We start from the raw sequence: 25,139 nt of genomic DNA, 5'->3' as shown, positions 1-25,139 counted from the left end.
CCGGTTTGCCGCTACTGGTTGCCGCAGGCCGACGTGGAGACGACCTCGTCCAGCCAGGGCAGGTCGTGGCCCATCCGGTCCCGCTTGGTGCGCAGGTACCGCAGATTGTGCTCGCCGGCCGTCACGGGCATCGGCTCCCGGCCGTCGACCGCGATGCCGTGGCGGACCAGGGCTGCGGCCTTCTCGGGGTTGTTGGTCAGCAGCCGGACGCTGTGCACGCCGAGGTCGGCGAGGATCTGCGCGCCGGCCCCGTAGTCGCGGGCGTCGGCGGGCAGGCCGAGTTCGAGGTTGGCGTCGAGGGTGTCGCGGCCCCGCTCCTGGAGCTCGTACGCGCGCAGCTTGGACAGCAGTCCGATGCCGCGGCCCTCGTGGCCGCGCAGGTAGACGACCACTCCGCGGCCCTCGGCCTGGATGCGGGCCATGGAGGCGTGCAGCTGGGGGCCGCAGTCGCAGCGCTGGGACTGGAAGATGTCCCCGGTCAGGCATTCGGAGTGCATCCGGACCAGGACGTCCTTGCCGTCGCCGACCTCTCCGTGGACGAGGGCGATGTGCTCGACCCCGTCGACGGTGGAGCGGTAGCCGTACGCGGTGAACGTGCCGAAGGCGGTCGGCAGGCTGACCTCGGCCTCGCGGCGCACGGTCGGCTCGGCGGAGCGGCGGTAGGCGATCAGGTCCTCTATCGAGATGATCGTCAGACCGTGCTTGCGGGCGAAGGGGATCAGCTCGGGCAGCCGCAGCATGACCCCGTCCTCGCCGGCGATCTCCACGATGGCGCCGGCCGGGCGCAGGCCCGCGAGGCGGGCGAGGTCGACGGCGGCCTCGGTGTGGCCGTTGCGGGCCAGGACGCCGCCGGGCTTGGCGCGCAGCGGGAAGACGTGGCCCGGGCGGACGAAGTCGGCGGGCCCGGAGACACCGTCGGCCAGCAGCCGCAGGGTGGTGGCGCGGTCGGCGGCCGAGATTCCGGTGCTGACGCCGTGGGCGGCGCTCGCGTCGACGGAGACGGTGAAGGCCGTCTGCATCGACTCGGTGTTGTGCTGGACCATCTGCGGCAGTTCGAGCCGGTCCAGCTCCGGGCCCTCCAGGGGGGCGCAGATCAGGCCCCGGCACTCGCTCATCATGAACGCGATGATCTCGGGGGTGGCCTTCTCGGCCGCGATGACGAGGTCGCCCTCGTTCTCGCGGTCCTCGTCGTCGACGACGACGACCGGGCGGCCCGCCGCGATGTCGCGGATGGCCTGCTCGACGGGGTCGAGGCGGAAGGTCTCCCCGTGTGCGGAGGGCACGTCCGGCACGGGCTTGAGGGTGGTCATGCCGTTGCTCCTTCGAGGGCCGTGGCGGGGGTGGTGCGAGAGCGCTGGTACCAGTCGTAGGCGCCCCACAGGACGAGGGCGAAGTAGACGACGTAGACGAGGCCGGAGAAGGCCAGGCCGTTGCTGAAGGCGAGCGGGACGCCGACGAGGTCGACGAGGAGCCAGGCGAACCAGAACTCGACGAGTCCGCGGGCCTGGGCGACCATCGCGACGATCGTGCCGACGAAGATGTACGCGTCGGCCCAGGGGCTCCACGACAGGTCCGGGAAGAGCGTGAACAGGCCGCCGACGGCGAGGGTGCCGAGGGCCGCGCCGGCCAGCAGGAGCCCGCGCTCCTTCCAGCTCGCCGTGCGGACGGCGATGGAGCCGTCCTGGGCCTGCTGCCTGCCCTTCTGCCAGGCGCGCCAGCCCCATACGGCCACGCCGATCACCAGGAGCTGCTTGCCGACGCCGCCGGCGAGGTGGGCGGAGGCGTAGGCGGCGATCAGGATCAGGCCGGACAGGAGCTGTGCGGGCCAGGTCCATATGGAACGGCGCCAGCCGAGGGCGAGGGCGGCCAGGCCCATCAGGTTGCCGATCATGTCGGACCAGATGACCTTCTGGCCGACGATCTCGAAGGCCTCGGTGTTGAGCCAGGTCAGGGCGCTCACTTCTGGTCCTCCGGGCGCTCGGTGGCGGTCGGGGTCAGCGGGTCGACTCCGGCGGCCAGCAGCCGCTCCACGTACTTGGCGAGTACGTCGACCTCCAGGTTGACCGGGTCGCCGGGCTGCTTGAGGCCGAGGGTGGTCAGGGCGAGGGTGGTCGGGATCAGGCTGATGGTGAACCAGTCGGCGGCGGCCTCGACCACGGTGAGGCTGACGCCGTCCACCGTGATGGAGCCCTTCTCGACGACGTACCGGGACAGGTTCGCCGGGAGGGCGACCTTGACGAGCTCCCAGTGCTCGGAGGGGGTGCGGGAGAGGATCTCGCCGGTGCCGTCCACGTGGCCCTGGACCAGGTGTCCGCCGAGGCGTCCGCCGAGGGCCATCGGGCGCTCCAGGTTGACCCGGGAGCCCTTGGTCAGGGCGCCGAGGCCGGAGCGGTTCAGGGTCTCCTGCATGACGTCGGCGGTGAACTCGCCGTCGGCGGTCTCCACGACGGTCAGGCAGACGCCGTTGACGGCGATGGAGTCGCCGTGCTTGGCGCCGTCGGTGACGAGGGGGCCGCGCAGCCGGAAGCGGGAGGCTTCCGCGAGCTGCTCGACGGCGGTGACCTCGCCCAGTTCTTCGACGATTCCGGTGAACACTCAGTGCTCCTTGAGGGCGGTGGGGAGGGCTTCGGGGACTGCGGTGATGCGGATGTCCGTGCCGGTGCGGGCCGTGTCGGTAATCCGCAGGCGGAGCGCTTCGGCGAGGGTGGCGATGCCGGCGTCGGCGAGGGCGCTGCGGCCCGCGCCGAGGAGGACGGGGGCGAGGTAGCCGACGACCTTGTCGACGGCTCCGGCGGCGACGAAGGCGCCGGCCAGGGTCGGGCCGCCTTCGAGGAGTACGGAGCGCACCCCGCGCCGGTGCAGCTCGGCGAGCAGGGCGTCGACGGAGAGGCCGTGCTTCCCGTGCCCGTCGCGCCGGCCGTGCGGGAGCCGGGCCACGTCCACTCCGGGCAGGTGCCCGGTGTCGGCGTCCTCGGCGACGGCGATCAGGGTGGGGGCGGCCCCGTCCAGGACCCGGGCGCCGGGCCGGACGGTGGCGTGGGTGTCGAGGACGACCCGCAGCGGCTGGTCGGCGGCGGCGCGGGCGGCGGGTCCGCGGACCGCGAGGTGCGGGTCGTCGGCGCGCAGCGTGCCGGAGCCGACGACGACGGCGTCGGCCTCGGCGCGCAGCCGGTGGACGTCGGCGCGGGACTCCGGGGAGCTGATCCAGCGGCTCGTGCCGTCGGCGGCGGCCACGCGTCCGTCGAGGGTGGCGGCGTACTTCCACAGGACGTACGGGCGGCCGAGGCGTACGGAGGTCAGCCAGGCGGCGTTGCCCTCCTCGGCGCGGTCCGCGAGCAGCCCGGCCTCGGTGCTGACGCCGGCGGCGCGCAGGGTGGCGGATCCGCCACTGGCCTGCGGGTCCGGGTCGGACACGGCGTAGACCACGCGGGTCACGCCGGCCTCGATGAGGGCCTGCGCGCAGGGGCCCGTACGGCCGGTGTGGTTGCAGGGTTCGAGGGTGACGTAGGCGGTGCCGCCGCGGGCGGCGGTGCCTGCCGCGCGCAGGGCGTGGACCTCGGCGTGCGGGCCGCCGGCCCGTTCGTGCCAGCCCTCGCCGACGACCGTGCCCGCGGGGTCGGTGATGACGCAGCCGACGACGGGGTTGGGGCTGGTGGAACCGAGGCCGCGGGCCGCGAGCTCGATGGCTCGGGCCATGGCGGACGCATCGCGTGCGGATGCGTCGCTGTGGTGCGCGTCGGCGTGTGTCGCCACCGGGTCCTCCTGCCTCATCGGGCACGGACTCCGGGGCCTGTCGGGATACGACAGATGAAGCGGGTAGCACACGCGGGGACGCCGAGGCCGGAAAACACGGTCCGTTTCGAGACGTATCCGCTGGATACGCCGATGGACCGCCGACGGCGGCGTACCGGTGACTGGCCCGCCGCGCACTGCCTCCCATCCGGACTTTAACCGTCGGTCCAGGAATTTCACCTGGTCAACCGGCCGCTGGCTGCGGACGGGTCGCGGACTATAACCGCCGGTTCGGAATTACACCGACCCCGGAGTGCGCTGCTACTGGTACTAGGCCCAGTGTGCCATGGGTGATCGGGGGCCATGCGAGTGAGCAAGTGTGGCCTGGATCACAAACAGGCCGTTCTCGAGCGCGGCTATCGCGCCACCCGCACTTCCTCCGGGGCTTTGGTCCAGACCTATTGACGGGTTGGTCTAGTCCTCTTAACGTTCCCTTCATCTTCCCCGGGAGCCGGCCTCCGACGTGCGCACGTCACGGGCCGACCAGCGCCACCCCTCTGCACGTTGCCGCACGTCGTGTCCTGCCATCCTCCCCTCCCCAGGAGGCACAATGCCGTCCCCCACACGTACGAGAGCGATGCTGCTCGCATCCGGCGCGGCGATCGCCGGACTGCTGCTGCCCGCACTGTCGACAACCCTTTCGCATGCCGCCTGGGGGTCCCCCCAGGCGGAGTCCGGGGGAGAGAGCTGTCGCCCCGACGGGCTGTACAAGACGGCCGGTGTCGACGTCCCGTACTGCTCGGTCTACGACTCCGAAGGCCGCGAGAAGATGGGCGCGGACCACCAGCGCCGCGTCATCGGCTACTTCACCGGCTGGCGCACCGGCAAGGACGGCGCCCCCGCCTACCTCGCCAACAACATCCCGTGGTCCAAGGTCACCCACCTGAACTACGCCTTCGCCCACGTCGGCGCCGACAACAAGATCTCGGTCGGCTCGGACAACGCGAACAACGCCGCCACCGGGATGACCTGGCCGGGTGTCGCGGGCGCCGAGATGGACCCGGCCCTGCCGTACAAGGGCCACTTCAACCAGCTGACCAAGTTCAAGAAGCAGTACCCGAACGTGAAGACGCTGATCTCGGTGGGCGGCTGGGCCGAGACGGGCGGCTACTTCGGCGACGACGGCAACCGCGTCGCCTCCGGCGGCTTCTACTCCATGGCCACCAACGCCGACGGCTCGGTCAACCAGGCCGGCATCGACACCTTCGCCGACTCCTCGGTCGAGTTCATCCGGAAGTACGGGTTCAACGGCGTCGACATCGACTACGAGTACCCGACGACCATGAAGGACGCGGGCAACCCGCTGGACTGGCAGCTGTCCAACGCCCGCCGCGCCGGGCTGGTCCAGGGCTACGCGGCCCTGATGAAGTCGCTGCGCGAGAGGCTCGACCGCGCGGGCGCCGCCGACGGCAAGCACTACCTGCTCTCCGTCGCGGCCCCCTCCTCCGGCTACCTGCTGCGGGGCATGGAGACGTTCCAGATGCAGAAGTACCTGGACTACGTCAACATCATGTCCTACGACCTGCACGGCGCCTGGAACGAGTACGTCGGCCCGAACGCCTCCCTCTTCGACGACGGCAAGGACGCCGAACTGGCGGCCGCGGGCGTCTACTCCACCTCCCAGTACGGCGGCGTCGGCTACCTGAACACCGACTGGGCGTACCACTACTTCCGGGGATCGATGCCCGGCGGCCGCATCAACATCGGCCTGCCGTACTACACCCGCGGGTTCAAGAACGTGCAGGGCGGCACCGACGGCCTGTGGGGCAAGGCTCCGGCCACCAACTGCCCGGCCGGCGCGGGCCTGACGAAGTGCGGCGACGGCGCGGTCGGCATCGACAACCTCTGGCACGACAAGGACACCAACGGGGTAGAGTCCCCGGCCGGTTCCAACCCGATGTGGCACGCGAAGAACCTGGAGAAGGGTGTCGTCGGCGACTACGTCACCAAGTACGGCTTCCCCGCGAACACCACGCTGACCGGCGCCTACGTCCGCAAGTACGACTCCACGCTGGTGGCGCCGTGGCTGTGGAACGCGGAGAAGAAGGTCTTCCTGTCGACGGAGGACGAGCAGTCCGTCAAGGCCAAGGCCGACTACGTGGTCGACAAGGGCATCGGCGGCACGATGGTCTGGGAGCTCGCGGGCGACTACGCGTACAACGCGGCCAAGGGCCAGTACGAGCCGGGCGACACGCTCACCGACGCCATGTACCAGAAGTTCAAGGCGGCCTCCCCCTACGGCGCGAAGAAGGCCGGCTCCGCCCTGCCGGCCCAGGCCGTGGACATCAGGACGGAGTTCACCGAGTTCAAGCTGGGCGACTCCAACTACCCGCTCACCCCGAAGCTGAAGATCACCAACAACACGAACGCGACGCTGCCCGGCGGCACCGAGTTCCAGTTCGACTACGGCACCTCGGCCCCGAACAACGCCTCCGACCAGTCCGGCTTCGGTACGAAGGTGATCAGCAGCGGCCACACCGGCAACAACATCGGCGGCCTGAAGGGCGACTTCCAGCGGGTCTCCCTCAAGCTCCCGGCCTGGCAGAGCCTGGCCCCGGGCGCCTCGGTCGACCTGGCGTTCAACTACTACCTGCCGGTGTCCACCCCCTCCAACTGGACGGTGAACATCTCCGGCACCACCTACGCCCTGGCCGGGGACCTGGCCCGCGGTACGACGGTGGTCCAGCCGGGGTCCAGTCAGCCCCCGACGACCCCGCCGACCACCCCGCCCACCACTCCCCCGACCACCCCGCCGACCACGCCTCCGGGCGGGACCTGCGCCAACCCGGCCTACGTCGCGGGCACGGTCTACAACAGCGGCAACCTCGTCTCCCACAAGGGCCACACCTGGAAGGCCCAGTGGTGGACGCAGAACGAGGAGCCGGGCACCACGGGCGACTGGGGCGTCTGGAAGGACCAGGGCGCCTGCTGACGCCCTGTGCGTCCAGCGGCGGAGCGCGTGGCCGGACGCGTGTGAGGTGAGGACCCGGTGGCCCGGCGGCCACCGGGTCCTCGCGCGTCTGCTCGTACGCTGTCGCGGTGACCGCACACACCGCCGCGCCCGTAGCGCAATTCGAAGAGCACCGGCCCCGGATGTTCGGCATCGCCTACCGCATGCTGGGATCCGCGCACGAGGCCGAGGACCTCGTCCAGGACGCCTACCTGCGCTGGAGCGCCGCCGAGCGGGACGAGATCGAGCACCCCGGCGCCTGGCTCGCCAAGGTGGTCACCCGCCTGTGCCTCAACCGGCTCGGCTCGGCGCGCGCCCGGCGCGAGGAGTACGTCGGCCCCTGGCTCCCCGAGCCGGTGCTCACCGGGGACGGGACGCTCGGCCCGCTGGACTCGGCGGAGCGGCGCGACAGCGTCTCGATGGCCCTGCTGGTCCTGCTGGAGCGGCTCACGCCGGTGGAGCGGGCGGTGTACGTGCTGCGCGAGGCGTTCGCGTACAGCCACCGGGAGATCTCCGGGCTGCTGGACCTGACCGAGGCCAACTGCCGCCAGCTCTACCGGCGGGCGGCGCAGCGGCTGGACGCTCCGCGCCCGCGCTTCCGGCCGGACCCGGAGCAGTGGCAGAGCCTGGTGGAGACCTTCATGTCGGCGGCGCGCAGCGGGGACCTGGCCCGGCTGGAGCGCCTGCTGACCGCCGACGCGCGATACGTGTCGGACGGTGGCGGGGTGGTCAACTCGGCCCGGCGGCCGGTCCTGGGCCGGGAGAAGGTGGCCCGCTTCCTCGTGGGCGCGCTGCAGAAGTTCGTCGGGGACGTGCCGGTGTCCTTCGCGGAGGTCAACGGGGCGCCGGCGCTGGTGTTCGGCGCGATGGCGGTGTTCGTCATGGAGTTCGAGAATGGGCTGGTCAGCGCAATGCAGGTGGTGGTCAACCCGGAGAAGCTGGAATTCGTCCAGCGGCAGCTGTCACATTCCTGAGGGCTGTCCGGTCGGAGCTGGTGAACGCACCCCTTCAGGGAAGGAACGGACACCATGAGCACCATTCTCGTCACCGGAGGCACCGGCAACCTGGGCTCGCTCGTCACCGTCCGGCTGCTGGCCGCGGGTCACGACGTGCGGGTCCTGAGCAGGCGCTCCCCGGACCACCCGGTGGACCTGCGGGACGGCAGCGGACTGGACGCGGCCATGCGCGGCGTGGAGGTGGTCGTGCACTGCGCGAGCGCGCCGCGCGGGGGCGACGACGTGGCCGCCGGGCATCTGATCGAGGCGGCCCGGCGGGCCGGGACCGTCACCAACATCGTCTACATCTCGATCGTGGGCGTGGACGTCGTGCCCTTCGGCTACTACAAGACGAAGTGGAAGGTGGAACGGCTGCTGGAGGAGTCGGGGCTGGGCGTGACGATCCTGCGGACCACGCAGTTCCACGACCTGGTGGCCCAGGTGGTGGGGGCGGCGGCGAAGCTGCCGGTGGTGCCGTTGCCGAAGGGCGTGAAGGTGCAGCCGATCGCCGTGGAGGAGGTCGCGGACCGGCTGGCGGAGCTGGCGGTCCCCGTCCCGGCGGGGCGGGTCGCGGACATGGGCGGTCCGGAGATCCGCACCCTGGCCGAGCTGGGGCGTACGTACCTGGCGGCGGTGGGCAAGCGGCGCCGGGTGGTGCCGCTGCCGCTGGCGGGGAAGGCGTACGCGGGCTTCAGGCGGGGAGGGAACCTCGCCCCCTCGCACGCCGTGGGCCGCGGTACGTTCACCGAGTTCCTGGCCCGGCGGCCGTAGGCCGTGTCGTGTCCGTGACGGCCCCCGTCCCGGCGGCCTCAGCCGAACAGCTCCCGCTGCGCCTCCTCGCGGGCGGCCAGCCTGGCCCCCGCCAGCACCGCCGCCCCGCCGAGGGCGGTGGCGCGGACCTCCGTCGCGACCGGGGTCAGGGTGCGCAGCCGGGCCTCGACCCGGGCGGCGAGCGCGGGGCCCCCCGCGTGGCCGAGTTCGCCGGCCAGGACCACGCAGCCCGGGTCGAGGATCGCCGCCACGGCGGCCGCCCCGATCGCCAGGCGCTCGGCCAGGGTGTCCAGGAAGGCCTCGCCCGCGGCCCCGGCCACCGCCTGTTCCACCGGGCCCCGGAACCCGTGCTCGGCCGCCAGTGCGGCCACCGCCTCCCGCCCGGCCAGGGCGTGGAAGCCGCCCCCGCAGTCGGTGTCCGAGGGGAGGGCTCCGGTGCCCGGCACCGGCAGGAAGCCGATCTCCCCGGCCCCGCCGGAGGCCCCCCGGCGCAGCCGTCCGTCCAGGACCACCGCCGCGCCCACTCCGCCGCCGAGCCACAGCAGCACGAAGGATTCCACGTCCCGGGCCGCGCCGGCCCGCTGTTCGGCCAGGGCCGCGAGGTTGGTCTCGTTCTCCACGACCACCCTGGCGGGCAGCCGGCGCTGGAGGGCCGCGACGAGGTCCCGGTGCCAGGACGGCAGGCCCAGGGTGTCGGCGAGTTCGCCGCTGCCGGGGGCCACCAGCCCGGGGGCGCCGATCACGACGGTGTGCAGGCGTTCCGCGCCGGCCTCGCGGGTGAGCTCCTCCAGCCGGTCGACGGCCTCCTCGACCGCGTCGGCCGGCAGTGCCGCCTCGGCCAGCGGCCGGCCCAGCAGGTCGGTGACGACCGCGGTCGCGCTGTCGGTCCGTACGTCCAGCGCGGCGAGGTGGGCGCGGCGGGCGACGATCCCGTACAGCCGGGCGTTGGGGCCCCTGCGCTGTTCGCCGGACTCGCCCACGACCTCGATCAGCCCCGCCTCGGTGAGCCGGTCGACGAGGTCGGCCACGGACGGGCGGGACAGGCCGGTCAGCTGCTTGAGCTGAGTCGCCGTCAGCGGACCCTGCTCCTGCAGGAGGCGCAGGGCGAGCCGGTCGTTGATGGCGCGGGCGGTGCTCGGGGACGCGGGGGACGGCGCGGCGGCGGTCAGGGCCTTGGCAGGGGTCACGGCGCCCATCTTAGAGAGCTCCAGAGCATTAACCATCAGGCAGGGTCCCTGATAGTTTACGTGTCATGACCGGGGAAACCGACCTCAGCCCGGCGCGACTGCGCCATGCCCGCTTCGCGATAGCCGCCGTCTTCTGCGCCCACGGCGCCGTCACCGGATCGTTCGCCACCCGCATCCCCTGGATCCAGGAGCACGCCCAGCTCAGCGCTGGCACCCTGGGTCTCGCCCTGGCCTTCCCCGCACTCGGCGCGGCGCTCGCGATGCCGCTGGCCGGGCGGATCAACCACCGGTTCGGTGCCCGCACCGCCCTGCGGGGGCTCCTGGCACTGTGGACCCTCTCCCTCATCCTGCCGAGCCTCGCCCCGAACCTCGCGACCCTCTGCTTCGCCCTGTTCGTCTACGGAGCCACCTCGGGCATGGCGGACGTGGCGATGAACGCGCTCGGCGTGGAGACCGAGAACCGGCTGGGCCGCTCGATCATGTCCTCCCTGCACGGCATGTGGAGCGTGGGCGCGCTCGTCGGTTCGGCGGCCGGCACCGTCGCCGCGCACACCGGGGCCGACGCCCGGCTGCACCACCTGGTCGCCGCGCTCGCCCTGACCGCGGCCGGGCTGGTCGCCGTACGCGGGGTGCTGGACCTGCGGAGCGCCGAGGACGCCGAGGCGCCCCCGCACTTCGCGCTGCCGCCGAAGTCGGCCCTGCTGATCGGCGCGATCGGCTTCTGCGCGGTCTTCGCGGAGGGCGCCAGCCTGGACTGGTCCGCCGTGTACCTGCGGGACGTGCTCGACACGGACGCGGGCCTGGCGGCGGCCTCCACGACGGCGTTCGCGCTGACGATGGCCGTCGCCCGGCTCGCCGGGGACCGGGTCGTGGACCGCTTCGGCCCGGTGCGCACGGTCCGCGCGGGCGGCGTACTCGCCACTCTGGGCGGGCTGCTGGTGGTCGTCGCCCGGCATCCGGCGGCGGCCCTGGCCGGCTTCGCGCTGATCGGGCTCGGCATCGCCGTGGTGGTCCCGCTGGCCTTCGCGGCGGCGGCGCGCAGCGGTCCGGCACCCGCGCAGGCCATCGCCGGTGTCGCGACGATCACGTACACCTCGGGCCTGATCGCGCCGTCGGCGATCGGCGCGGTGGCGGACGCGACCTCGCTCGTGATCTCCTTCGGGCTGGTCACCCTGCTGGCGTTCGCGCTCGTGGCGGGGGCCGCCGTACTGCGGCAGAAGCCCGTGGCGGGCGCAGCCGCCCCTGCCGATCGGGACGAATCCGCTGGAATCCGGCCGTAATATATCGGCTGGCTCACGCGGTTCCTCCGCGGTGCGGCCCGGATGCTTGACCGGTCGGCGAAACGGAAGTGGTGGGACATGGGCCTCGGCGTGCGCTGGACCCTGCACGGAGACGGGCGGACCCCGGCTCCCGGAGCGGTGGTACGGCCGGAGGAGCGGCTCTCGTGGCCGCGCACCGCCGGGCTCGGCGCCCAGCATGTCGTGGCCATGTTCGGCGCGAGTTTCGTGGCGCCGGTCCTGATGGGCCTGGACCCGAACCTGGCCATCATGATGTCCGGTGTCGCGACGGTCATCTTCCTGCTCGCGACCCGCGGCCGGGTCCCCTCGTACCTGGGCTGTTCGCTCTCCTTCGTCGGGGTCGCGGCGGCGATCCGGGCGGGCGGCGGGGACAGCGCGGTGGTCACGGGCGCGGTGTTCGTGGTCGGCGTGGCGCTCTTCCTGGCGGGTCTGGCGGTGCAGCGGTTCGGCGCCCGGATCATCCACGCGGCGATGCCTCCGGTGGTCACGGGCGCGGTCGTCATGCTGATCGGCTTCAACCTGGCGCCGGTGACCGCGTCCACGTACTGGCCGCAGGACCAGTGGACCGCGCTGCTGACGATGCTGTTCACCGGACTGGCCGTGGTCTGCCTGCGCGGCTTCTGGTCGCGGATCGCGATCTTCCTGGGCCTGGTCTTCGGATACGGGATCTCCTGGATCTTCGACCTGGCCTTCGGCAAGATCCACTCGACCACGGGCGGCCCGGAGGCGGTGGACCACTGGCGGCTCGACCTCTCCGGGGTCGCCACGTCCGACTGGATCGGCCTGCCGGCCTTCCACGCGCCGGCCTTCGAATGGTCGGCGATCCTGATCGCGCTGCCGGTGGTGATCGCCCTGATCGCCGAGAACGCCGGGCACATCAAGGCCGTCGGCGAGATGACCGGCGATCCGCTGGACGACCAGCTCGGCACCGCCATCGCCGCCGACGGCGCGGCGTCCATGCTGTCCACCGCGGTCGGCGGCCCGCCGAACACCACGTACTCCGAGAACATCGGCGTCATGGCCGCCACCCGCGTCTACTCGACGGCCGCGTACTGGGCTGCGGCCGGCTTCGCCCTGCTCTTCGGCCTGTGCCCGAAGTTCGGCGCGGTCGTCGCCGCGATCCCGGGTGGGGTGCTGGGCGGCATCACCGTCATCCTGTACGGCATGATCGGCCTGCTCGGTGCGCAGATCTGGCAGAGCGGCCGGGTGGACCTGCGCAATCCGCTGAACCTGGTACCGGCCGCGGCGGGCATCATCATCGGCATCGGCGGGGTCAAGCTGCAGATCACCGACAGCTTCGAGCTGGGCGGCATCGCGCTCGGCACGATCGTGGTGATCACCGGCTACCACGCGCTGCGCTACTTCGCCCCGGCGCACCTGAAGCAGCAGGAACCGCTGCTCGACTCGGGCACCTCCGCCTACGACGACGGATCCGGCCCGGACGACGCTCCCCCGCCGTCGCGGTAGCGCCTCCGCTCCCCCGCACCGCCCGGCCCGCATGCGGCGGGCGGAGACAAGCGGGGTTGACGGGGTTTCGCCCGAACCGGGGAAGCCTGCGGCCAAGTTCCCCACACGGCGCGTCCCGCCTGCGACGCTGCCTGACATGGAAGCGGTGCTCGCGCGGATGCGCGCCCTGGACGAGAGGCTGCCCGCGCAGGACGGTGTGGCCGTCTTCAACCGGGTCTACCTGACGGTGACGCAGACCCTGCACGAGCGGATCTCCCACGGGGCGTTCCCCGCACCGCGCCGGGCGCAGACCCTCAGCGTGCGCTTCGCCGAGCGGTACCTGGCGGCGGTGGAGGCCGACCGGGCCCCGGCCTGCTGGCGTCCGCTGCTCCAGTACCGCCGCCACCCCGGCATCCGGCCGCTCCAGCACGCGCTGGCCGGGATCAACGCGCACATCGGCCATGACCTGGCGCTGGCCGTGGTCTCCACCTGCCGGCACCTCGACTGCGAACCGGCAGCCCTCGAAGCGGACTTCGACCGGGTCGGTGACACCCTGGTCTCCCTGGAGGAGCGGATCCGGGAGGACCTGATGCCGGGCCCGGACCTGCTGGAGATCGCCGACCCGCTGACGCACCTGGTCGGCTCGTGGAGCCTGGAGCGCGCCCGCGCGGGCGCCTGGGCGGCCGCCCGGCTGCTGTGGACCCTGCGCCGCTCCCCCGACCTGGCCGAGGAGTTCGAGGACTCCCTCGACGCCGGCGTCGGACTCGTCGGCCGCTGCCTGCTGACCCCGCGGGGCTGAAACCCCGGTGACCAGGGGCGCAGGGCCGCCTAGGCTCCCCGGATGACCAGCTTCGCCACGCACCGCCTACGGGTGCACGACACCGCGCTCCCGGCCTACCGGCGGTTGTCCGCACTGCGCACCTGCCTGACGGAGTTCGCCCCGTACGGGCTGCGCGCGACCTTCCACCACCTGCGCGGCAGCGCCGGCATCCCGCGGGACCCGGCCGACGACCCGCGGTCGCTGGTGCGGGCGGTGGAGGAACTGCACGCCGCCCGGCAGATCTGGGTGCCGTACGTCCTGGACTGGCAGGAGCGGCGCCGGGCACAGAAGCGGGCGGGGATCCGGCAGCCGAAGCCGCCGCAGCCGCGCGCCTGGGTGCCGTGCCCGAACCTGGAGTTCCACCCGCTCGGACCGCTGTCCGGGGTGATGCCGCGGATCCAGCGGGCCCGCGAGTACGCCGGTCCGGGCTGTCCGGTGTGCGAGGCCGACCGCGGGAGCCTGAGCTGGGGCAACGGCTACGCGGTGTACCGGCTGTGCGCGCACTGCGGGTACGGGCTGGGCCGGGAGCCGGCCGCCGCGGACCTGCATCTGCGGATCGCCCGGGCCCGGCGCTGGAACGCCGTCTGGCACGGCGACGACGTGTGAACCGCCGGGGGCATGAGAACGGGCCGCCACCGCGCTGTTCGCGCGGGGGCGGCCCGTGGCCGTGGGTCCCGGGGGATCAGTCCTCGGGGAGTTCGACCGGGGCGATCTCGTCGTAGACGTCGCCCGGGCCGGGGTTGGTGGCGTCCGTGGAGCCGCCGAGGTGGTGCATGACGCCCCAGACCGCGTTGAGCGCCGTCTGGACCGCGCCCTCGGCCCAGCCCGCCGTCCAGGAGATGTCGTCGCCCGCGAGGAAGATGCCGCGCTTGTCCTCGGGGAGGCGGTCCTGCATGAAGTGGGTGAACAGGCGCCGCTGGTAGCGGTAGTGGCCCGGCAGGTTCGCCTTGAACGCGCCCATGAAGTAGGGCTCGTTCTCCCAGGACACGGTCACCGGGTTGCCGATGATGTGGCGCCGGATGTCGACCTTCGGGTAGATCTCGCCGAGGGACTTCAGCATGACCTCCATCCGCTCGTTCGCGGACAGCGGCAGCCACTTCAGGCTGTCGTCGCACCAGGTGTACGAGAGGCAGATGACGGCCGGCTGGTCCGGGCCGTTGTCCAGCAGGTACGTGCCGCGCGTCATGCGGTCCGTGAGGGTCATCGACATGACGTCGCGGCCCGTCTCCTCGTCCTTGTCGAGCCAGAACGGGCGGTCGACCGGGATGAAGAGCTTGCTGGACTCCATGTAGTGGGTGCGCTCGATCGCCGTCCAGTGGTCGATCGGGAAGAGCGTGTCGTCGCACGCGATCTTCGACAGCAGCATCCAGGACTGGGCGGTGAAGATCGCGGCACGGTACGTACGGATGTCGCCGGTGGCGTCGGTGACCGTGATGCGGTTGCCCGCCGTGCGGTGCAGGCGGGTGACCGCCGGGCGCGGGGTGCCCTCGTGCAGGGAGGACAGCGAGGTGCCCTGGGCCCAGTGGACGATCTTCTCGGGCTCGCGCTCCCACAGGCGCAGCGGCAGCTGCTGCGAGCCGCCGACGATGCCGCGGTGGTGGTCGTCCGCCTCGGTGTAGACGACGCGCAGGATCTCCAGGATGGAGTTCGGGAAGTCGGTGTCCCAGCCGCCGGTGCCGAAGCCGACCTGGCCGAAGATCTCGCGCTTGCGGAAGGACTGGAAGGCCTCGGACTTGCAGAGGAACCCGTAGAAGGTCTCGTCGTCGAGCTTCTCGACGAGCTTCGCCCAGATCTCGCGGATGCGCGGGACGTCCCGCTCGCGCATCGCGGTGTTCATGTCGGAGAAGTCGGCGCCCTCGTCGAGGCAGGCGTTCCAGGCGGCGGACACGTCGCGGTAGATCTGCGGGAGGTCCGCGATGGTCTCGGCGTAGTGCGTCTCGCCCTTGAGGTCGACGACCGTGGAGGGGGTGGACTCGGCGAGCGGGTTCGGGAAGGGCTCCGTGACCAGGCCGACGAGGTCGATGTAGTGCTGGAGGGCCGTGGAGGACGGCGGGAAGCGCATGGCGCCCATCTCCGCGGTCAGGCCCTCGGTGCCCGCGCCCTCGAAGCCGACGGTGCGCAGCCGGCCGCCGATCTGGTCGGCCTCGTACACGACGGGCTTGAGGCCCATCTTCATCAGCTCGTACGCGGAGATGATGCCGGACAGCCCGCCGCCGATGACGGCGACCTCGGTGCCGAGCTCGGTCGCCGGTATCTGGCCCAGGCCCGCGGGGTGGGCCAGGAAGTCGTCGTACGCGTACGGGAAGTCCGGGCCGAACATGGTGATCGGGGGCTGTCCGTCGCTGTGCGGGACGGCGGTGGTGGGCACCGTGGACGTCATGGGGTACGGCTCCTTGCGAACGGACTGCGGCAGGTGAGGGGGGGCGGGGAGGGGAGGGCTCAGACGAGGGAGGCGTAGAGCCCGGGGCGGCGGTCGCGCAGGTACGGGTTCGTCTCGCGCGAGGCCCGCAGCAGCTCGGGATCGGCTTCGCCGATCACCAGCTCCTCGCCGCGGCCGGCCCGGGTCCGGGTGACCCCGTCGGGGGCGGCCAGGCAGCTGAGGCCGACGAACTCGAACTCGCCCTCGGGACCGGTGCGGTTGACGTACGCGATGTACATCTGGTTCTCGAAGGCCCGTACGGGGACCAGCTGCTCGGCGACGAACTGGAACGGGTGCATCTGCGCGGTCGGGACCAGGAGGAGGTCGGTCCCGGCCAGGGCGTGCGCGCGGACGTTCTCGGGGAACTCCACGTCGTAGCAGATCATGATGCCGATGCGGAGGCCGCCGAGGTCCGCCTGGACGACGGGGGTGTCGCCGGGCGTGAAGGCGTCCTGCTCGAAGCAGCCGAAGAGGTGCGTCTTGCGGTAGTTCGCGAGCGCGGTCCCGTCGGCTCCGATGAGCTGCGCGGAGTTGAAGACGGCCTCGCCCGACCGCTCCGGGTAGCCGTACAGGACGGCGACGCCGTGGCGGCGGGCGATCTCTCCGATGGCGACGGCGGACGGGCCGTCGGCCGCTTCGGCGAGCCCGGGGATGTCCTGGAGGTCCAGCGCGTAGCCGGTCAGGAACATCTCCGAGGTCACGAGGAGCCCGGCCCCGCTCTGTGCGGCGCGGGCCGCGGCCTCGTCGAGCGCCTTGAGGTTCTCGGCGGTGTCGCCGAGCCGTCCGGAGCTCTGGAGGAGGGCGGTGCGCAGCGGGGGCATGGGCGTACCTCTGTGACAGGTGGGGAGGGGGTCATTAGACGGTACGTTCGCGCGTTCGGCCGGGACAAGCCGTCACCGTTGCGCTCGGAGCATCGATTCGTTGCGTGTTCGACGGGCCGAACGGCGATTCGTTGCGCGGACCCCCTCCGCTGCCCTTTACTCGCCGGCGCGGAAGGCCGGGAGCGCGCGGAGGCGGCGCAGGTACGAGCGTACGGACTGGCCCGCTCCGGTCGATGCGCCGGGGTCCCGCAGCGCCACCCACAGGTCCACGTCGGCGATGGTCGGCCGGTCGCCCAGGACGTACGGGTGCCGGTCGAGCAGGCACTCCAGCAGGCCGAGGGCCGCGGCCCGCTCGGCCCGCGGGGCGGCCTCGTCGAGCAGCGTGCGGACGGCCTCGGCGTGCGCGGTGGGGACGGGCGGGGCCAGGTCCGGGCGGCCCGCGAGGCCGACGGCGAGGTCGTCGAGGATGTCGGGGGTGTGGTTGCTGACGACGCGGCCGCTCCAGGTGTCGCAGAGGGCCGGCACGGTGAGGGTGCCGTCGTAGTGGTGGCCGGCGGCCTCGTACGCGGCGCGGAGGGCCGCGTGGGAGGCGGGGTCGCCGAGCACGGTGGTGCCGACGGAGCCGGTGAGGCCGAGCAGGGCGAGGGCGGTGGTCACCCGCAGGGAGCGGGGACAGCCGGCGGAGAGGTAGAGGTGGTAGCGGCGGGGCACGGGCGAGAAGCCGGCGCCGATGCGGCCGCGGGGGGCGGGAACGGGGGCCGTGCGGGGCAGGACCATCTGGAGCATGGCTCTCCTTCTGTACCGCCGGGGGCGGGGTGTGATCGGTGCGGGGCCGCCGGGCGAGCGGCCCCGGGCTGTCGGGGCTCGGCCGGATCCCGCTCCCGTGACGCGGGCGCGGCTGGAGTCGCCCTGCGCGGGGGCGCGGGGCGCGGGGCCCTCCGGCCGCCGTGTGGCGGCTCGGGGCCGGGGGGCGGCCTTGCCCGCCCCCGCGAGGCCCGCCGCCGCGAGGCCCGCCGCCGCCCGGACCCGGCCCCGGGCGGGCGCGCCGGGGTGCGCACGGGCACGGCTGGGCACGCCGGAGGCGTGGCGGAACGACGGGGCCGGGCGGCGGGGCGTGGGCGCAGGCGCGCGGCGAGGGGGCGGCGGGCCGGAACGGCAGAACCGGAGCGGCCGGGCCGGGCGGCTCAGGACGGCGCGCTCAGGACGGCGCGGCTCAGGACCGCGCGGCGAAGGCGCTGCAGACGCGCAGGAGGTCGATGTGCAGGCGCCGGGTCAGCCACCAGCGGCGGAGGGGGTGTGCCACCGCGCCTGGTGTCCGGGCCATCTCCACCGATCCCATCCCTGTCCTCGGGGCATAAACCCGCCCGTCGCGGGCGCTGACGGTGCTGAGCGTCCCCCGCAGTTTCACGGTGCCGCGCGAGGCCGTCAAGAAGGCGGTCACGAACCGACGATCCCGCGCATCCGACCGGAAGGATCCCCCGCACCTCATGTCCCCCGACACGGGCCCCGGCACACATCCCCTCGACAATCCGGTCTGGGCCGCCCTGAGCGGACCGCACCGCGACTTCGCCGTCACCGCCGGGCGCGCGGCGCACTACCTGCCGCAGGCGAACCCCTTCGCCGCCGTCGACGACCCGGGCGACCCGCTCGCCTGGGCGGATCTCGCCGAGCTGGCCGGGCCGGGCTCGGAGGTCTGGCTGACGGGGCTGCCGACCCCGCCCGCCGGCTGGCGGACGGTGCTGTCCATCCCGGGCGTCCAGCTGGAGGGCAGTGCGGTACGGGCCGAGGCCGCGCCCGAGGCGGTCCGCCTCGGGCCCGCCGACGTACCCGAGATGCTGGCCCTGGTCGGGCTGACCGAGCCGGGGCCCTTCCTGCCCCGCACGGTCGAGCTGGGCACGTACCTCGGGATCCGGCAGGAGGGGCGGCTGATCGCGATGGCCGGGGAGCGGATGCGGCCGCCGGGCTGGACGGAGATCAGCGCGGTGTGCACGCACCCCGACCACCGGGGCAGGGGCCTGGCCGAACGGCTGGTCCGCGCCGTGGCCGCCGGTATCCGCGAGCGCGGGGACCTCCCCTTCCTGCACGCCGCGGCGGGCAACGTGAACGCCATCCGGCTGTACCGGTCGATGGGCTTCGTCCTGCGCCGCGAGCCGGTGTTCATCGGGCTGCTCACCCCGGACGACGAAAAGAAGGCTTAACACGGGGTTCATTGAGTGGCCCCGTCGGCTCCCGTAGCTTCGGGGTGGGTAGCGATGAACAGGGGGGTGGCGGTGGGAACGCAGCACGCGGGCGACCGCCCCACCCCCCGGCTCGCCCCGCGCGGGCTGGTCCGGCTGCACTCCCGGACCCACATCGACCTGGAGCGGGTCGCCGCCGCGCTCTGTTGTTCCTGATCGGCTTTTCCGTCCCCGTGCCGGGATTCCGTCGGCACTCCCCGATCAGGAAGGCAGCACAGCCATGCCCGCACACCCCGCCACGGTCCATCTCGCCGTCGCCCTCGACGGCGCGGGCTGGCATCCCGCCGCCTGGCGCGAACCCGGTTCACGGCCGGGCGAGTTGTTCACCGCCGCCTACTGGGCGGACCTGGTCGCCGAGGCGGAGTCCGGGCTGCTGGACTTCGTCACCTTCGAGGACTCGCTGAGCCTGCAGTCCACCGACCCGGCCGAGGCCGACGGGCGCACCGACCTGGTGCGCGGACGGCTCGACGCGGTGCTGGTGGCGGCCCGGGTGGCGCCGCTGAGCCGGCACATCGGACTGGTGCCGAGCGTGGTCGCCACCCATACGGAGCCCTTCCACGTCTCCAAGGCCGTGGCCACCCTCGACTACGTCAGCGGCGGGCGCGCCGGGCTGCGCGTCCAGATCTCCCGGAGGGCCGACGAGGCACGGCACTTCGGCCGCCGCGACCCGCTGGCGCTGTCCGTCGGTGAGCTGTACGGGGAGGCGGCCGACCACATCGAGGTGGTGCGGCGGCTGTGGGACAGCTGGGAGGACGACGCCGAGGTCCGGGACGTGGCCACGGGCCGCTTCGTGGACCGGACCAAGCTCCACTACATCGGCTTCGAGGGACGGCACTTCAGCGTCAAGGGCCCGTCCATCACCCCGCGGCCCCCGCAGGGCCGGCCGCCCGTGAGCGCGCTCGCCCCGGACTCCGGCGGGTACGAGCTGCTCGCTCGGGCCGCCGACGTGGGGTACGTGACCCCGCACGACGCCGGCCAGGCCGCGGAGGCCGTCGCGGGGATCCGGCAGGCCCGGGAGGCGGCCGGGCGCGCGGAGGAGCCGCTGCACGTCTTCGGGGAGCTGGCCGTCTTCCTGGACGAGGCTCCGGGGGCCGCGGCGCGGCGCCTCCAGCGGCTGGATTCCGTGCACGGGGCCGCGTACACGAGTGACGCCCGGGTCTTCACCGGGACCCCCGCGGAGCTGGCCGATCTGCTGCTGGAGTGGCGTGCGGCCGGGCTGTCGGGCTTCCGGCTGCGGCCCGGGGTGCTGGCCCGCGACCTCCCGGCGATCACCCGGGGCCTGGTGCCCGAGTTGCAGCGGCGGGGCGCCTTCCGGCGGTCCTACGAGGCTTCCTCCACCCTGCGCGGTCTGCTCGGGCTCTCCCGCCCGGCCAGCCGGTACGCCCACGTCTGAGCCGGAAGGACCGACCGTCATGAGCAAGCCGCTCAAGCAGATCCACCTCGCCGCACACTTCCCCGGCGTCAACAACACCACCGTCTGGAGCGATCCGGCGGCCGGGAGCCACATCGAGTTCAGCTCGTTCGTCCACTTCGCGCGGACGGCGGAGCGGGCCAAGTTCGACTTCCTCTTCCTCGCCGAGGGTCTGCGGCTGCGGGAACAGGGCGGGCAGATCTACGACTTGGACGTGGTCGGGCGTCCCGACACCTTCACGGTGCTGGCCGCGCTGGCGGCCGTCACCGAACACCTCGGGCTGACCGGCACCATCAACTCCACCTTCAACGAGCCGTACGAGGTGGCCCGCCAGTTCGCCAGCCTCGACCACCTGTCGGGCGGCCGGGCCGCCTGGAACGTGGTGACCTCCTGGGACGCCTTCACGGGGGAGAACTTCCGGCGCGGCGGCTTCCTGCCCCGTGAGGAACGGTACGAGCGGGCGCGGGAGTTCCTCGCCACGGCGCACGAGCTGTTCGACTCGTGGGACGGCGGCGAGGTGGCGGCCGACCCGGTCTCCGGGACCTTCCTGCGGGACGCGGGCGCGGGGGCGTTCGTCCACCGGGGGAAGCAGTTCGACATCTCGGGGCGGTTCAACGTGCCGCGCAGCCCGCAGGGCCGGCCGGTGATCTTCCAGGCGGGCGACTCGGACGAGGGCCGGGAGTTCGCGGCGGCCGACGCCGACGCGATCTTCGGCCGGCACAGCACCCTGGACGCGGGCCGGGCCTTCTACGCCGACGTCAAGGGCCGCCTGGCCCGGTACGGCCGGACCCCGGACCAGCTGAAGATCCTGCCCGCGGCCACCTTCGTCCTCGGGGACACCGACGCGGACGCGCGGGAGCTGGCCAGGGAGGTGCGGCTCAAGCAGGTCAGCGGGGCCACCGCGATCAAGTACCTGGAGCACGTCTGGAACCGGGACCTGTCCGGCTACGACCCGGACGGGCCGCTGCCGGAGATCGACCCGGACCCCGGTGAGAACACCATCGCGCTCGGGCGGGCCAGCGTGCGGATGAACCGCGACCCGCTGGCGGTGGCCAAGGAGTGGCGGGAGCTGGCCGCCGCCCGGAACCTGTCGATCCGGGAGCTGGTGATCGAGACCACCGGCCGGCAGAACTTCGTCGGCTCGGCCGCCACGGTCGCCCGGTCCATCAACGACCTGGTGCAGCAGGACGCGGCCGACGGGTTCATCCTCGTGCCCCACCTCACTCCGGGCGGGCTCGACGCGTTCGCGGACACCGTCGTGCCGCTGCTCCAGGAGCGCGGGGTGTTCCGCCGCGAGTACGCGGGCCCGACCCTGCGCGACCACCTCGGGCTGGAGACGCCCCGCGTGCTCGCCGCCGCGGACCGCTGACCCGCCCGCCCCGACCGCCGACCCCCGACCGCTGAGGAGGACAACCATGCCCGGCATCCCGCTCGGGGTCCTGGACCTCGTACCGATCACGTCCGGTTCCACCGCCGCCGAGGCGCTGCGCAACAGCATCGACCTGGCCCGGCAGACCGAGCGGCTCGGCTACGCCCGCTACTGGTTCGCCGAGCACCACCTGAACCCGGGTGTGGCCGGGACCTCGCCGGCCGTCGTGCTGGCGCTGACCGCCGCCGCGACCTCCACGATCCGGATCGGTTCGGGCGCGGTGCAGCTCGGCCACCGCACTGCCCTGTCCACGGTCGAGGAGTTCGGCCTGATCGACGCCCTGCACCCGGGGCGGCTCGACCTGGGACTGGGCCGCTCGGCGGGACGCCCCCCGCAGCGGCCGGCGCAGGCTCCCGGGGCGGCTTCCCCCGCTGCCGAGGCTCCCGAGGCTCCCGCCGCGGCGGAGGGCGGCTACACGACGGAGAACGGGCTGCGGATCCCGCCCCGCTTCTCCTTCGAGCAGCTCCTGGGCCACCCCCGGGTGGCCCTCCAGCGGCAGCTGCTGAACCTGCCGGGGGCCCGCCCGCAGGACTACGCCGAGCAGGTGGGCGACGTACTGGCCCTGCTGCGCGGCGAGTACCGGTCGGCCGAGGGGGTGGAGGCGCACGCCGTGCCCGGCGAGGGGGCGGACCTCCAGGTGTGGATCCTCGGCAGCAGCGGCGGGGTGAGCGCGGAGGCGGCCGGCGGGAACGGGCTGCGGTTCGCGGCGAACTACCACGTCAGCCCGGCGAGCGTGCTGGAGGCGGCCGAGGGCTACCGGGCGGCCTTCAAGCCGTCCGCGGAGCTGGACCGGCCGTACCTGACCGTGTCCGCCGATGTCGTGGTCGCCGAGGACGACGCGGCGGCGCGCGAGCTGGCGGCCGGGTACGGGCCGTGGGTGCGCAGCATCCGTACGGCCGAGGGCGCGATCCCCTTCCCCACCCCGGCGCAGGCCCGGAAGCTGACCGCGGCCTGGTCGGCGGCGGACCACGCGCTGGTCGCCGACCGGGTGGAGACCCAGTTCGTGGGGTCGGCCGCGACGGTGGCCGACCACCTGGAGCGGCTCCAGGAGGCCACGGGCGCGGACGAGCTGCTGATCACCACGATCACGCACGGCCACGCGGACCGGGTGCGCTCGTACCGGCTGCTGGCGGAGGAGTGGGCCCGGCGGCAGTGATCGTCCTACGGCCCTTACGTCCGGGCGGGTTTCAGGGTGCGGGGAGCGGTCACACGCGGAGGAACCCACGTACTCCATGGAAAGGACCTGCCATGACCGACGTCTCCCGGCTGCCCGGACCCGCCGAGCACCACTGGCAGTGGCAGGAGCACGCGGCCTGCCGGAGCCTGGGGCCGGGGCGGTTCTTCCATCCCGCCGGTGAGCGGGGTGAGGACCGCGAGGAACGCGACGAGGCCGCCAAGCGGGTCTGCGCCGGATGCCCGGTGCGCGCGGCCTGCCTGGAGCACGCGCTGCGCACCCGTGAGTCCTTCGGGGTCTGGGGCGGCCTGACCGAGGAGGAACGCCACTCCCTCCTGGGCCGGCGGCGCACTCCCGCTCACGTCTAGGCCGTCTCTTCGGGAGCAGCGGCACTCCCCGCAAACGCCGCAACGGGCCGGACGCGTCGACGCGTCCGGCCCGTTGCGTGTGCCTGCCGTTATGCCGGCGCGCCCGAGGTGAAGCGGCGCAGCAGCGGCGAGAGGACCAGGACCGACTTGGTGCGCTCCACGAAGGGCTCGCCCGCGATCCGCTCCAGCACCCGCTCGAAGTGGCGCATGTCGGAGGCGAAGACCTGGACGAGGGCGTCCGCGTCGCCCGTGACGGTCGACGCGGCCACCACCTCGGGGTAGCGCTCCAGTCCTCGCCGGATGTCGTCCGGCGAGGTGTTGTGGCGACAGTAGATCTCGATGAAGCCCTCGGTCTCCCAGCCCATGGCGGCGGGGTCCACGCGGACCGTGAAGCCCGTGATGGCTCCTTCGGCGCGCAGCCGGTCGACGCGCCGCTTGACGGCGGGAGCGGAGAGCCCGACCTCGGAGCCGATGTCCGCGTAGGAACGTCGGGCGTCCTCGGCGAGGGCGTGCACGATGCGTTCGTCGAGATCGTTCAGTCGCACTGCGGGTGGATCACTTCTCTGCTGTGGCCAGTCGGGAGCGGCGGATGCCGTACAGGAAGTAGAACACGAGGCCAGCGGCCATCCAGCCACCGAAAACGATCCACGTGGCGGTATCGAGGCTGAACATCATGTAGCCGCAGGCGATCACACCGAGGATCGGGGTGATCGGGAAGAGCGCCACCTTGAAGGTGCGCGGCATGTCCGGGCGGGTCCTGCGCAGGATGATGACGGCGACGTTGACCAGGCCGAAGGCGAAGAGCGTGCCGATGCTGGTGGCGTCGGCCAGCTTGCCGAGCGGGATGAAGGCCGCGAGGGCTCCGCAGAAGAGGGAGACGATCACCACATTGGCGCGGGGCGCGCCGGTCTTCGGGTTGACCTTGGCGAAGACCTTGGGGACGAGGCCGTCGCGGGACATGGCGAAGAGGATGCGGGTCTGGCCGTAGAGCACGGCGAAGACGACGGAGGCGATGGCGACGACGGCGCCGGCGGCGAGGACGACGCCCCAGAAGGTGTGGCCGGAGACGTCGGTCATGATCTGCGCGAGCGCGGCCTCGGTGCCCTCGAAGTCCTGCCACGGCATGGCGCCGACGGCGACGAAGGCGACCAGCACGTACAGCACGGTGACGATCAGCAGCGAGAGCATGATCGCGCGGGGCAGATCCCGCTTGGGGTTCTTGGCCTCTTCACCGGCGGTGGAGGCGGCGTCGAAGCCGATGTACGAGAAGAAGAGCGTGGAGGCGGCGGCGCTGATGCCGGTGACGCCGAGCGGGGCGAGCGGGGCGTAGTTGCCGGCCTTGATGCCCATGAAGCCGATGCCGATGAAGAGCAGCAGGGTGACGATCTTCACGCCGACCATGATCGAGTTGACCCGGGCGCTCTCCTTGGCGCCGCGCATCAGGAAGACCATCGCGAGCAGGACCACGACCAGCGCCGGCAGGTTGATGAAGCCGCCGTCGCCGAGGGGCGCGGAGACCTGCTCGGGGATGGTGATGCCTATGGTCCCGTCGAGGAGCTCGTTGAGGTACTCGCCCCAGCCGACGGCGACCGCCGCCACGGACACGCCGTACTCCAGGACCAGGCACCAGCCGCAGATCCAGGCGACGAGCTCGCCCATGGTGGCGTAGGAGTACGAGTACGAGGACCCGGAGACCGGGACCGATCCGGCCAGCTCCGCGTAGGAGAGCGCCGAGAACAGGGCGGTCAGGCCCGCGATGACGAAGGAGATCGTCACGGCGGGGCCGGCCTTGGGGGCCGCGGTGCCGAGGACGACGAAGATGCCGGTACCCAGGGTGGCGCCGATGCTGATCATCGTCAGCTGCCACATGGTGAGCGAGCGGCGCAGCGAGCCGCCCTCGCCCTGGCCGCCTTCGGCGACGAGCTGCTCGACGGGCTTGCGGCGCATCAGCGGGTGGACGGGCCTACTGGGCTCGGACGTGAGCGGTGGCGCCTGGCCGGTTTCGAGCACGGGTGACTCCT

The 25,139-nt window shown here is 72.9% G+C and carries 24 protein-coding genes and 1 riboswitch; of the genes, 13 read left to right on the top strand and 11 right to left on the bottom strand.

Annotated elements, in window-relative coordinates; all coding sequences use genetic code 11:
- Positions 1 to 11: 11 nt before the first annotated feature.
- The 4 genes from ACZ4TG_RS35670 to ribD are packed head-to-tail and all read right to left on the bottom strand — an operon-like array spanning position 12 to position 3,696.
- Positions 12 to 1,310 (bottom strand): bifunctional 3,4-dihydroxy-2-butanone-4-phosphate synthase/GTP cyclohydrolase II, encoded by a 1,299-nt coding sequence (locus ACZ4TG_RS35670; RefSeq protein WP_468171695.1) that lies wholly within the window; start codon positions 1,308 to 1,310, stop codon positions 12 to 14.
- Positions 1,307 to 1,960 (bottom strand): nicotinamide mononucleotide transporter family protein, encoded by a 654-nt coding sequence (locus tag ACZ4TG_RS35665; RefSeq protein ID WP_468171692.1) that lies wholly within the window; start codon positions 1,958 to 1,960, stop codon positions 1,307 to 1,309. The genes ACZ4TG_RS35670 and ACZ4TG_RS35665 overlap by 4 nt, the downstream gene beginning before the upstream one ends.
- Complete coding sequence (locus tag ACZ4TG_RS35660; RefSeq protein ID WP_468171689.1) at positions 1,957 to 2,595, bottom strand: riboflavin synthase; 639 nt, start codon at positions 2,593 to 2,595, stop codon at positions 1,957 to 1,959. The genes ACZ4TG_RS35665 and ACZ4TG_RS35660 overlap by 4 nt, the downstream gene beginning before the upstream one ends.
- Positions 2,596 to 3,696 carry a bifunctional diaminohydroxyphosphoribosylaminopyrimidine deaminase/5-amino-6-(5-phosphoribosylamino)uracil reductase RibD gene (gene ribD, locus ACZ4TG_RS35655; RefSeq protein ID WP_468171857.1) on the bottom strand — a complete coding sequence of 367 codons (1,101 nt, stop codon included), beginning with the start codon at positions 3,694 to 3,696 and terminating at the stop codon, positions 2,596 to 2,598.
- Between the two features lie 226 nt (positions 3,697 to 3,922).
- Positions 3,923 to 4,053, bottom strand: a riboswitch (FMN riboswitch).
- A 289-nt stretch (positions 4,054 to 4,342) separates the two neighbouring features.
- On the opposite strand from ribD, the gene ACZ4TG_RS35650 reads away from it, so the two are divergent.
- From ACZ4TG_RS35650 to ACZ4TG_RS35640, 3 genes are all read left to right on the top strand, one after another.
- On the top strand, positions 4,343 to 6,724 hold the full coding sequence (locus ACZ4TG_RS35650) for a chitinase C-terminal domain-containing protein (protein ID WP_468171686.1): 2,382 nt from the start codon (positions 4,343 to 4,345) through the stop codon (positions 6,722 to 6,724).
- A 107-nt stretch (positions 6,725 to 6,831) separates the two neighbouring features.
- The gene (locus ACZ4TG_RS35645; protein ID WP_468171683.1) at positions 6,832 to 7,716 is read left to right on the top strand and encodes an RNA polymerase sigma-70 factor; all 885 of its coding nucleotides are present in this window, start codon (positions 6,832 to 6,834) and stop codon (positions 7,714 to 7,716) included.
- A gap of 54 nt (positions 7,717 to 7,770) precedes the next feature.
- Complete coding sequence (locus tag ACZ4TG_RS35640) at positions 7,771 to 8,508, top strand: SDR family oxidoreductase (RefSeq protein ID WP_468171680.1); 738 nt, start codon at positions 7,771 to 7,773, stop codon at positions 8,506 to 8,508.
- Between the two features lie 38 nt (positions 8,509 to 8,546).
- Here the strand turns inward: ACZ4TG_RS35640 and ACZ4TG_RS35635 are convergent, their stop codons facing one another.
- Positions 8,547 to 9,704, bottom strand: a complete 1,158-nt coding sequence (locus ACZ4TG_RS35635; protein WP_468171677.1) for an ROK family transcriptional regulator — start codon at positions 9,702 to 9,704, stop codon at positions 8,547 to 8,549.
- A gap of 56 nt (positions 9,705 to 9,760) precedes the next feature.
- Here ACZ4TG_RS35635 and ACZ4TG_RS35630 point away from each other — a divergent pair, with 56 nt between their 5' ends.
- From ACZ4TG_RS35630 to ACZ4TG_RS35615, 4 genes are all read left to right on the top strand, one after another.
- Entirely contained in the window at positions 9,761 to 10,975 is a 1,215-nt protein-coding gene (locus ACZ4TG_RS35630; protein ID WP_468171674.1) for an MFS transporter, read from the top strand.
- A 78-nt stretch (positions 10,976 to 11,053) separates the two neighbouring features.
- Positions 11,054 to 12,460: a uracil-xanthine permease family protein gene (locus ACZ4TG_RS35625; protein ID WP_468171854.1), complete on the top strand. Its 1,407-nt coding sequence runs from the start codon at positions 11,054 to 11,056 to the stop codon at positions 12,458 to 12,460.
- A gap of 136 nt (positions 12,461 to 12,596) precedes the next feature.
- Positions 12,597 to 13,238 carry a DUF5995 family protein gene (locus ACZ4TG_RS35620; RefSeq protein ID WP_468171671.1) on the top strand — a complete coding sequence of 214 codons (642 nt, stop codon included), beginning with the start codon at positions 12,597 to 12,599 and terminating at the stop codon, positions 13,236 to 13,238.
- Between the two features lie 42 nt (positions 13,239 to 13,280).
- Positions 13,281 to 13,865, top strand: a complete 585-nt coding sequence (locus ACZ4TG_RS35615; RefSeq protein WP_468171668.1) for a hypothetical protein — start codon at positions 13,281 to 13,283, stop codon at positions 13,863 to 13,865.
- Between the two features lie 76 nt (positions 13,866 to 13,941).
- On the opposite strand, the gene ACZ4TG_RS35610 is transcribed toward ACZ4TG_RS35615, so the two are convergent.
- The 4 genes from ACZ4TG_RS35610 to ACZ4TG_RS35595 all read right to left on the bottom strand — a co-directional run bounded on the left by ACZ4TG_RS35610 (position 13,942) and on the right by ACZ4TG_RS35595 (position 17,940).
- The gene (locus ACZ4TG_RS35610) at positions 13,942 to 15,639 is read right to left on the bottom strand and encodes a flavin monoamine oxidase family protein (protein WP_468171665.1); all 1,698 of its coding nucleotides are present in this window, start codon (positions 15,637 to 15,639) and stop codon (positions 13,942 to 13,944) included.
- 59 nt (positions 15,640 to 15,698) lie between these two features.
- Complete coding sequence (locus ACZ4TG_RS35605) at positions 15,699 to 16,499, bottom strand: carbon-nitrogen hydrolase family protein (protein WP_468171662.1); 801 nt, start codon at positions 16,497 to 16,499, stop codon at positions 15,699 to 15,701.
- A 156-nt stretch (positions 16,500 to 16,655) separates the two neighbouring features.
- Complete coding sequence (locus ACZ4TG_RS35600) at positions 16,656 to 17,285, bottom strand: glutathione S-transferase family protein (RefSeq protein WP_468171659.1); 630 nt, start codon at positions 17,283 to 17,285, stop codon at positions 16,656 to 16,658.
- A gap of 427 nt (positions 17,286 to 17,712) precedes the next feature.
- On the bottom strand, positions 17,713 to 17,940 hold the full coding sequence (locus tag ACZ4TG_RS35595) for a hypothetical protein (protein ID WP_468171656.1): 228 nt from the start codon (positions 17,938 to 17,940) through the stop codon (positions 17,713 to 17,715).
- 46 nt (positions 17,941 to 17,986) lie between these two features.
- On the opposite strand from ACZ4TG_RS35595, the gene ACZ4TG_RS35590 reads away from it, so the two are divergent.
- The 6 genes from ACZ4TG_RS35590 (at position 17,987) to ACZ4TG_RS35565 (ending at position 23,118) form a co-directional block, all read left to right on the top strand.
- Positions 17,987 to 18,697: a GNAT family N-acetyltransferase gene (locus ACZ4TG_RS35590; protein WP_468171653.1), complete on the top strand. Its 711-nt coding sequence runs from the start codon at positions 17,987 to 17,989 to the stop codon at positions 18,695 to 18,697.
- Positions 18,698 to 18,769: 72 nt separating this feature from the next.
- On the top strand, positions 18,770 to 18,892 hold the full coding sequence (locus ACZ4TG_RS35585; RefSeq protein ID WP_468171650.1) for a putative leader peptide: 123 nt from the start codon (positions 18,770 to 18,772) through the stop codon (positions 18,890 to 18,892).
- Positions 18,893 to 18,956: 64 nt separating this feature from the next.
- Complete coding sequence (locus ACZ4TG_RS35580) at positions 18,957 to 20,129, top strand: LLM class flavin-dependent oxidoreductase (protein WP_468171647.1); 1,173 nt, start codon at positions 18,957 to 18,959, stop codon at positions 20,127 to 20,129.
- A 19-nt stretch (positions 20,130 to 20,148) separates the two neighbouring features.
- A complete protein-coding gene (locus ACZ4TG_RS35575) occupies positions 20,149 to 21,516 on the top strand; it encodes an NtaA/DmoA family FMN-dependent monooxygenase (protein ID WP_468171644.1) in 1,368 nt (455 codons plus the stop codon).
- Between the two features lie 46 nt (positions 21,517 to 21,562).
- Positions 21,563 to 22,732: an LLM class flavin-dependent oxidoreductase gene (locus tag ACZ4TG_RS35570; protein WP_468171641.1), complete on the top strand. Its 1,170-nt coding sequence runs from the start codon at positions 21,563 to 21,565 to the stop codon at positions 22,730 to 22,732.
- A 92-nt stretch (positions 22,733 to 22,824) separates the two neighbouring features.
- Entirely contained in the window at positions 22,825 to 23,118 is a 294-nt protein-coding gene (locus tag ACZ4TG_RS35565) for a WhiB family transcriptional regulator (RefSeq protein ID WP_468171638.1), read from the top strand.
- An 89-nt stretch (positions 23,119 to 23,207) separates the two neighbouring features.
- Here the strand turns inward: ACZ4TG_RS35565 and ACZ4TG_RS35560 are convergent, their stop codons facing one another.
- Positions 23,208 to 23,663: an Lrp/AsnC family transcriptional regulator gene (locus tag ACZ4TG_RS35560; protein ID WP_030388502.1), complete on the bottom strand. Its 456-nt coding sequence runs from the start codon at positions 23,661 to 23,663 to the stop codon at positions 23,208 to 23,210.
- Positions 23,664 to 23,673: 10 nt separating this feature from the next.
- Positions 23,674 to 25,128, bottom strand: a complete 1,455-nt coding sequence (locus ACZ4TG_RS35555) for an amino acid permease (RefSeq protein ID WP_468171634.1) — start codon at positions 25,126 to 25,128, stop codon at positions 23,674 to 23,676.
- Positions 25,129 to 25,139: the final 11 nt, after the last annotated feature.

Source organism: Streptomyces sp. NPDC028314, from assembly GCF_055565795.1.
The sequence above is the reverse complement of the archived record's forward strand: the minus strand, read 5'-3'. Positions and strand labels throughout refer to the sequence as shown.

Excerpts from the sequence above, each read along its gene's own strand:
- ACZ4TG_RS35625 (WP_468171854.1), top strand. The coding sequence starts at position 11,054 with ATGGGCCTCGGCGTGCGCTGGACCCTGCACGGAGACGGGCGGACCCCG.
- ACZ4TG_RS35575 (WP_468171644.1), top strand. The coding sequence starts at position 20,149 with ATGAGCAAGCCGCTCAAGCAGATCCACCTCGCCGCACACTTCCCCGGC.
- ACZ4TG_RS35670 (WP_468171695.1), bottom strand. The coding sequence starts at position 1,310 with ATGACCACCCTCAAGCCCGTGCCGGACGTGCCCTCCGCACACGGGGAG.
- ACZ4TG_RS35610 (WP_468171665.1), bottom strand. The coding sequence starts at position 15,639 with ATGACGTCCACGGTGCCCACCACCGCCGTCCCGCACAGCGACGGACAG.
- ACZ4TG_RS35615 (WP_468171668.1), top strand. The coding sequence starts at position 13,281 with ATGACCAGCTTCGCCACGCACCGCCTACGGGTGCACGACACCGCGCTC.
- ACZ4TG_RS35640 (WP_468171680.1), top strand. The coding sequence starts at position 7,771 with ATGAGCACCATTCTCGTCACCGGAGGCACCGGCAACCTGGGCTCGCTC.
- ACZ4TG_RS35620 (WP_468171671.1), top strand. The coding sequence starts at position 12,597 with ATGGAAGCGGTGCTCGCGCGGATGCGCGCCCTGGACGAGAGGCTGCCC.
- ACZ4TG_RS35605 (WP_468171662.1), bottom strand. The coding sequence starts at position 16,499 with ATGCCCCCGCTGCGCACCGCCCTCCTCCAGAGCTCCGGACGGCTCGGC.
- ACZ4TG_RS35650 (WP_468171686.1), top strand. The coding sequence starts at position 4,343 with ATGCCGTCCCCCACACGTACGAGAGCGATGCTGCTCGCATCCGGCGCG.
- ACZ4TG_RS35635 (WP_468171677.1), bottom strand. The coding sequence starts at position 9,704 with ATGGGCGCCGTGACCCCTGCCAAGGCCCTGACCGCCGCCGCGCCGTCC.
- ACZ4TG_RS35580 (WP_468171647.1), top strand. The coding sequence starts at position 18,957 with ATGCCCGCACACCCCGCCACGGTCCATCTCGCCGTCGCCCTCGACGGC.
- ACZ4TG_RS35570 (WP_468171641.1), top strand. The coding sequence starts at position 21,563 with ATGCCCGGCATCCCGCTCGGGGTCCTGGACCTCGTACCGATCACGTCC.
- ribD (WP_468171857.1), bottom strand. The coding sequence starts at position 3,696 with ATGGCCCGAGCCATCGAGCTCGCGGCCCGCGGCCTCGGTTCCACCAGC.
- ACZ4TG_RS35565 (WP_468171638.1), top strand. The coding sequence starts at position 22,825 with ATGACCGACGTCTCCCGGCTGCCCGGACCCGCCGAGCACCACTGGCAG.
- ACZ4TG_RS35590 (WP_468171653.1), top strand. The coding sequence starts at position 17,987 with ATGTCCCCCGACACGGGCCCCGGCACACATCCCCTCGACAATCCGGTC.
- ACZ4TG_RS35600 (WP_468171659.1), bottom strand. The coding sequence starts at position 17,285 with ATGCTCCAGATGGTCCTGCCCCGCACGGCCCCCGTTCCCGCCCCCCGC.
- ACZ4TG_RS35630 (WP_468171674.1), top strand. The coding sequence starts at position 9,761 with ATGACCGGGGAAACCGACCTCAGCCCGGCGCGACTGCGCCATGCCCGC.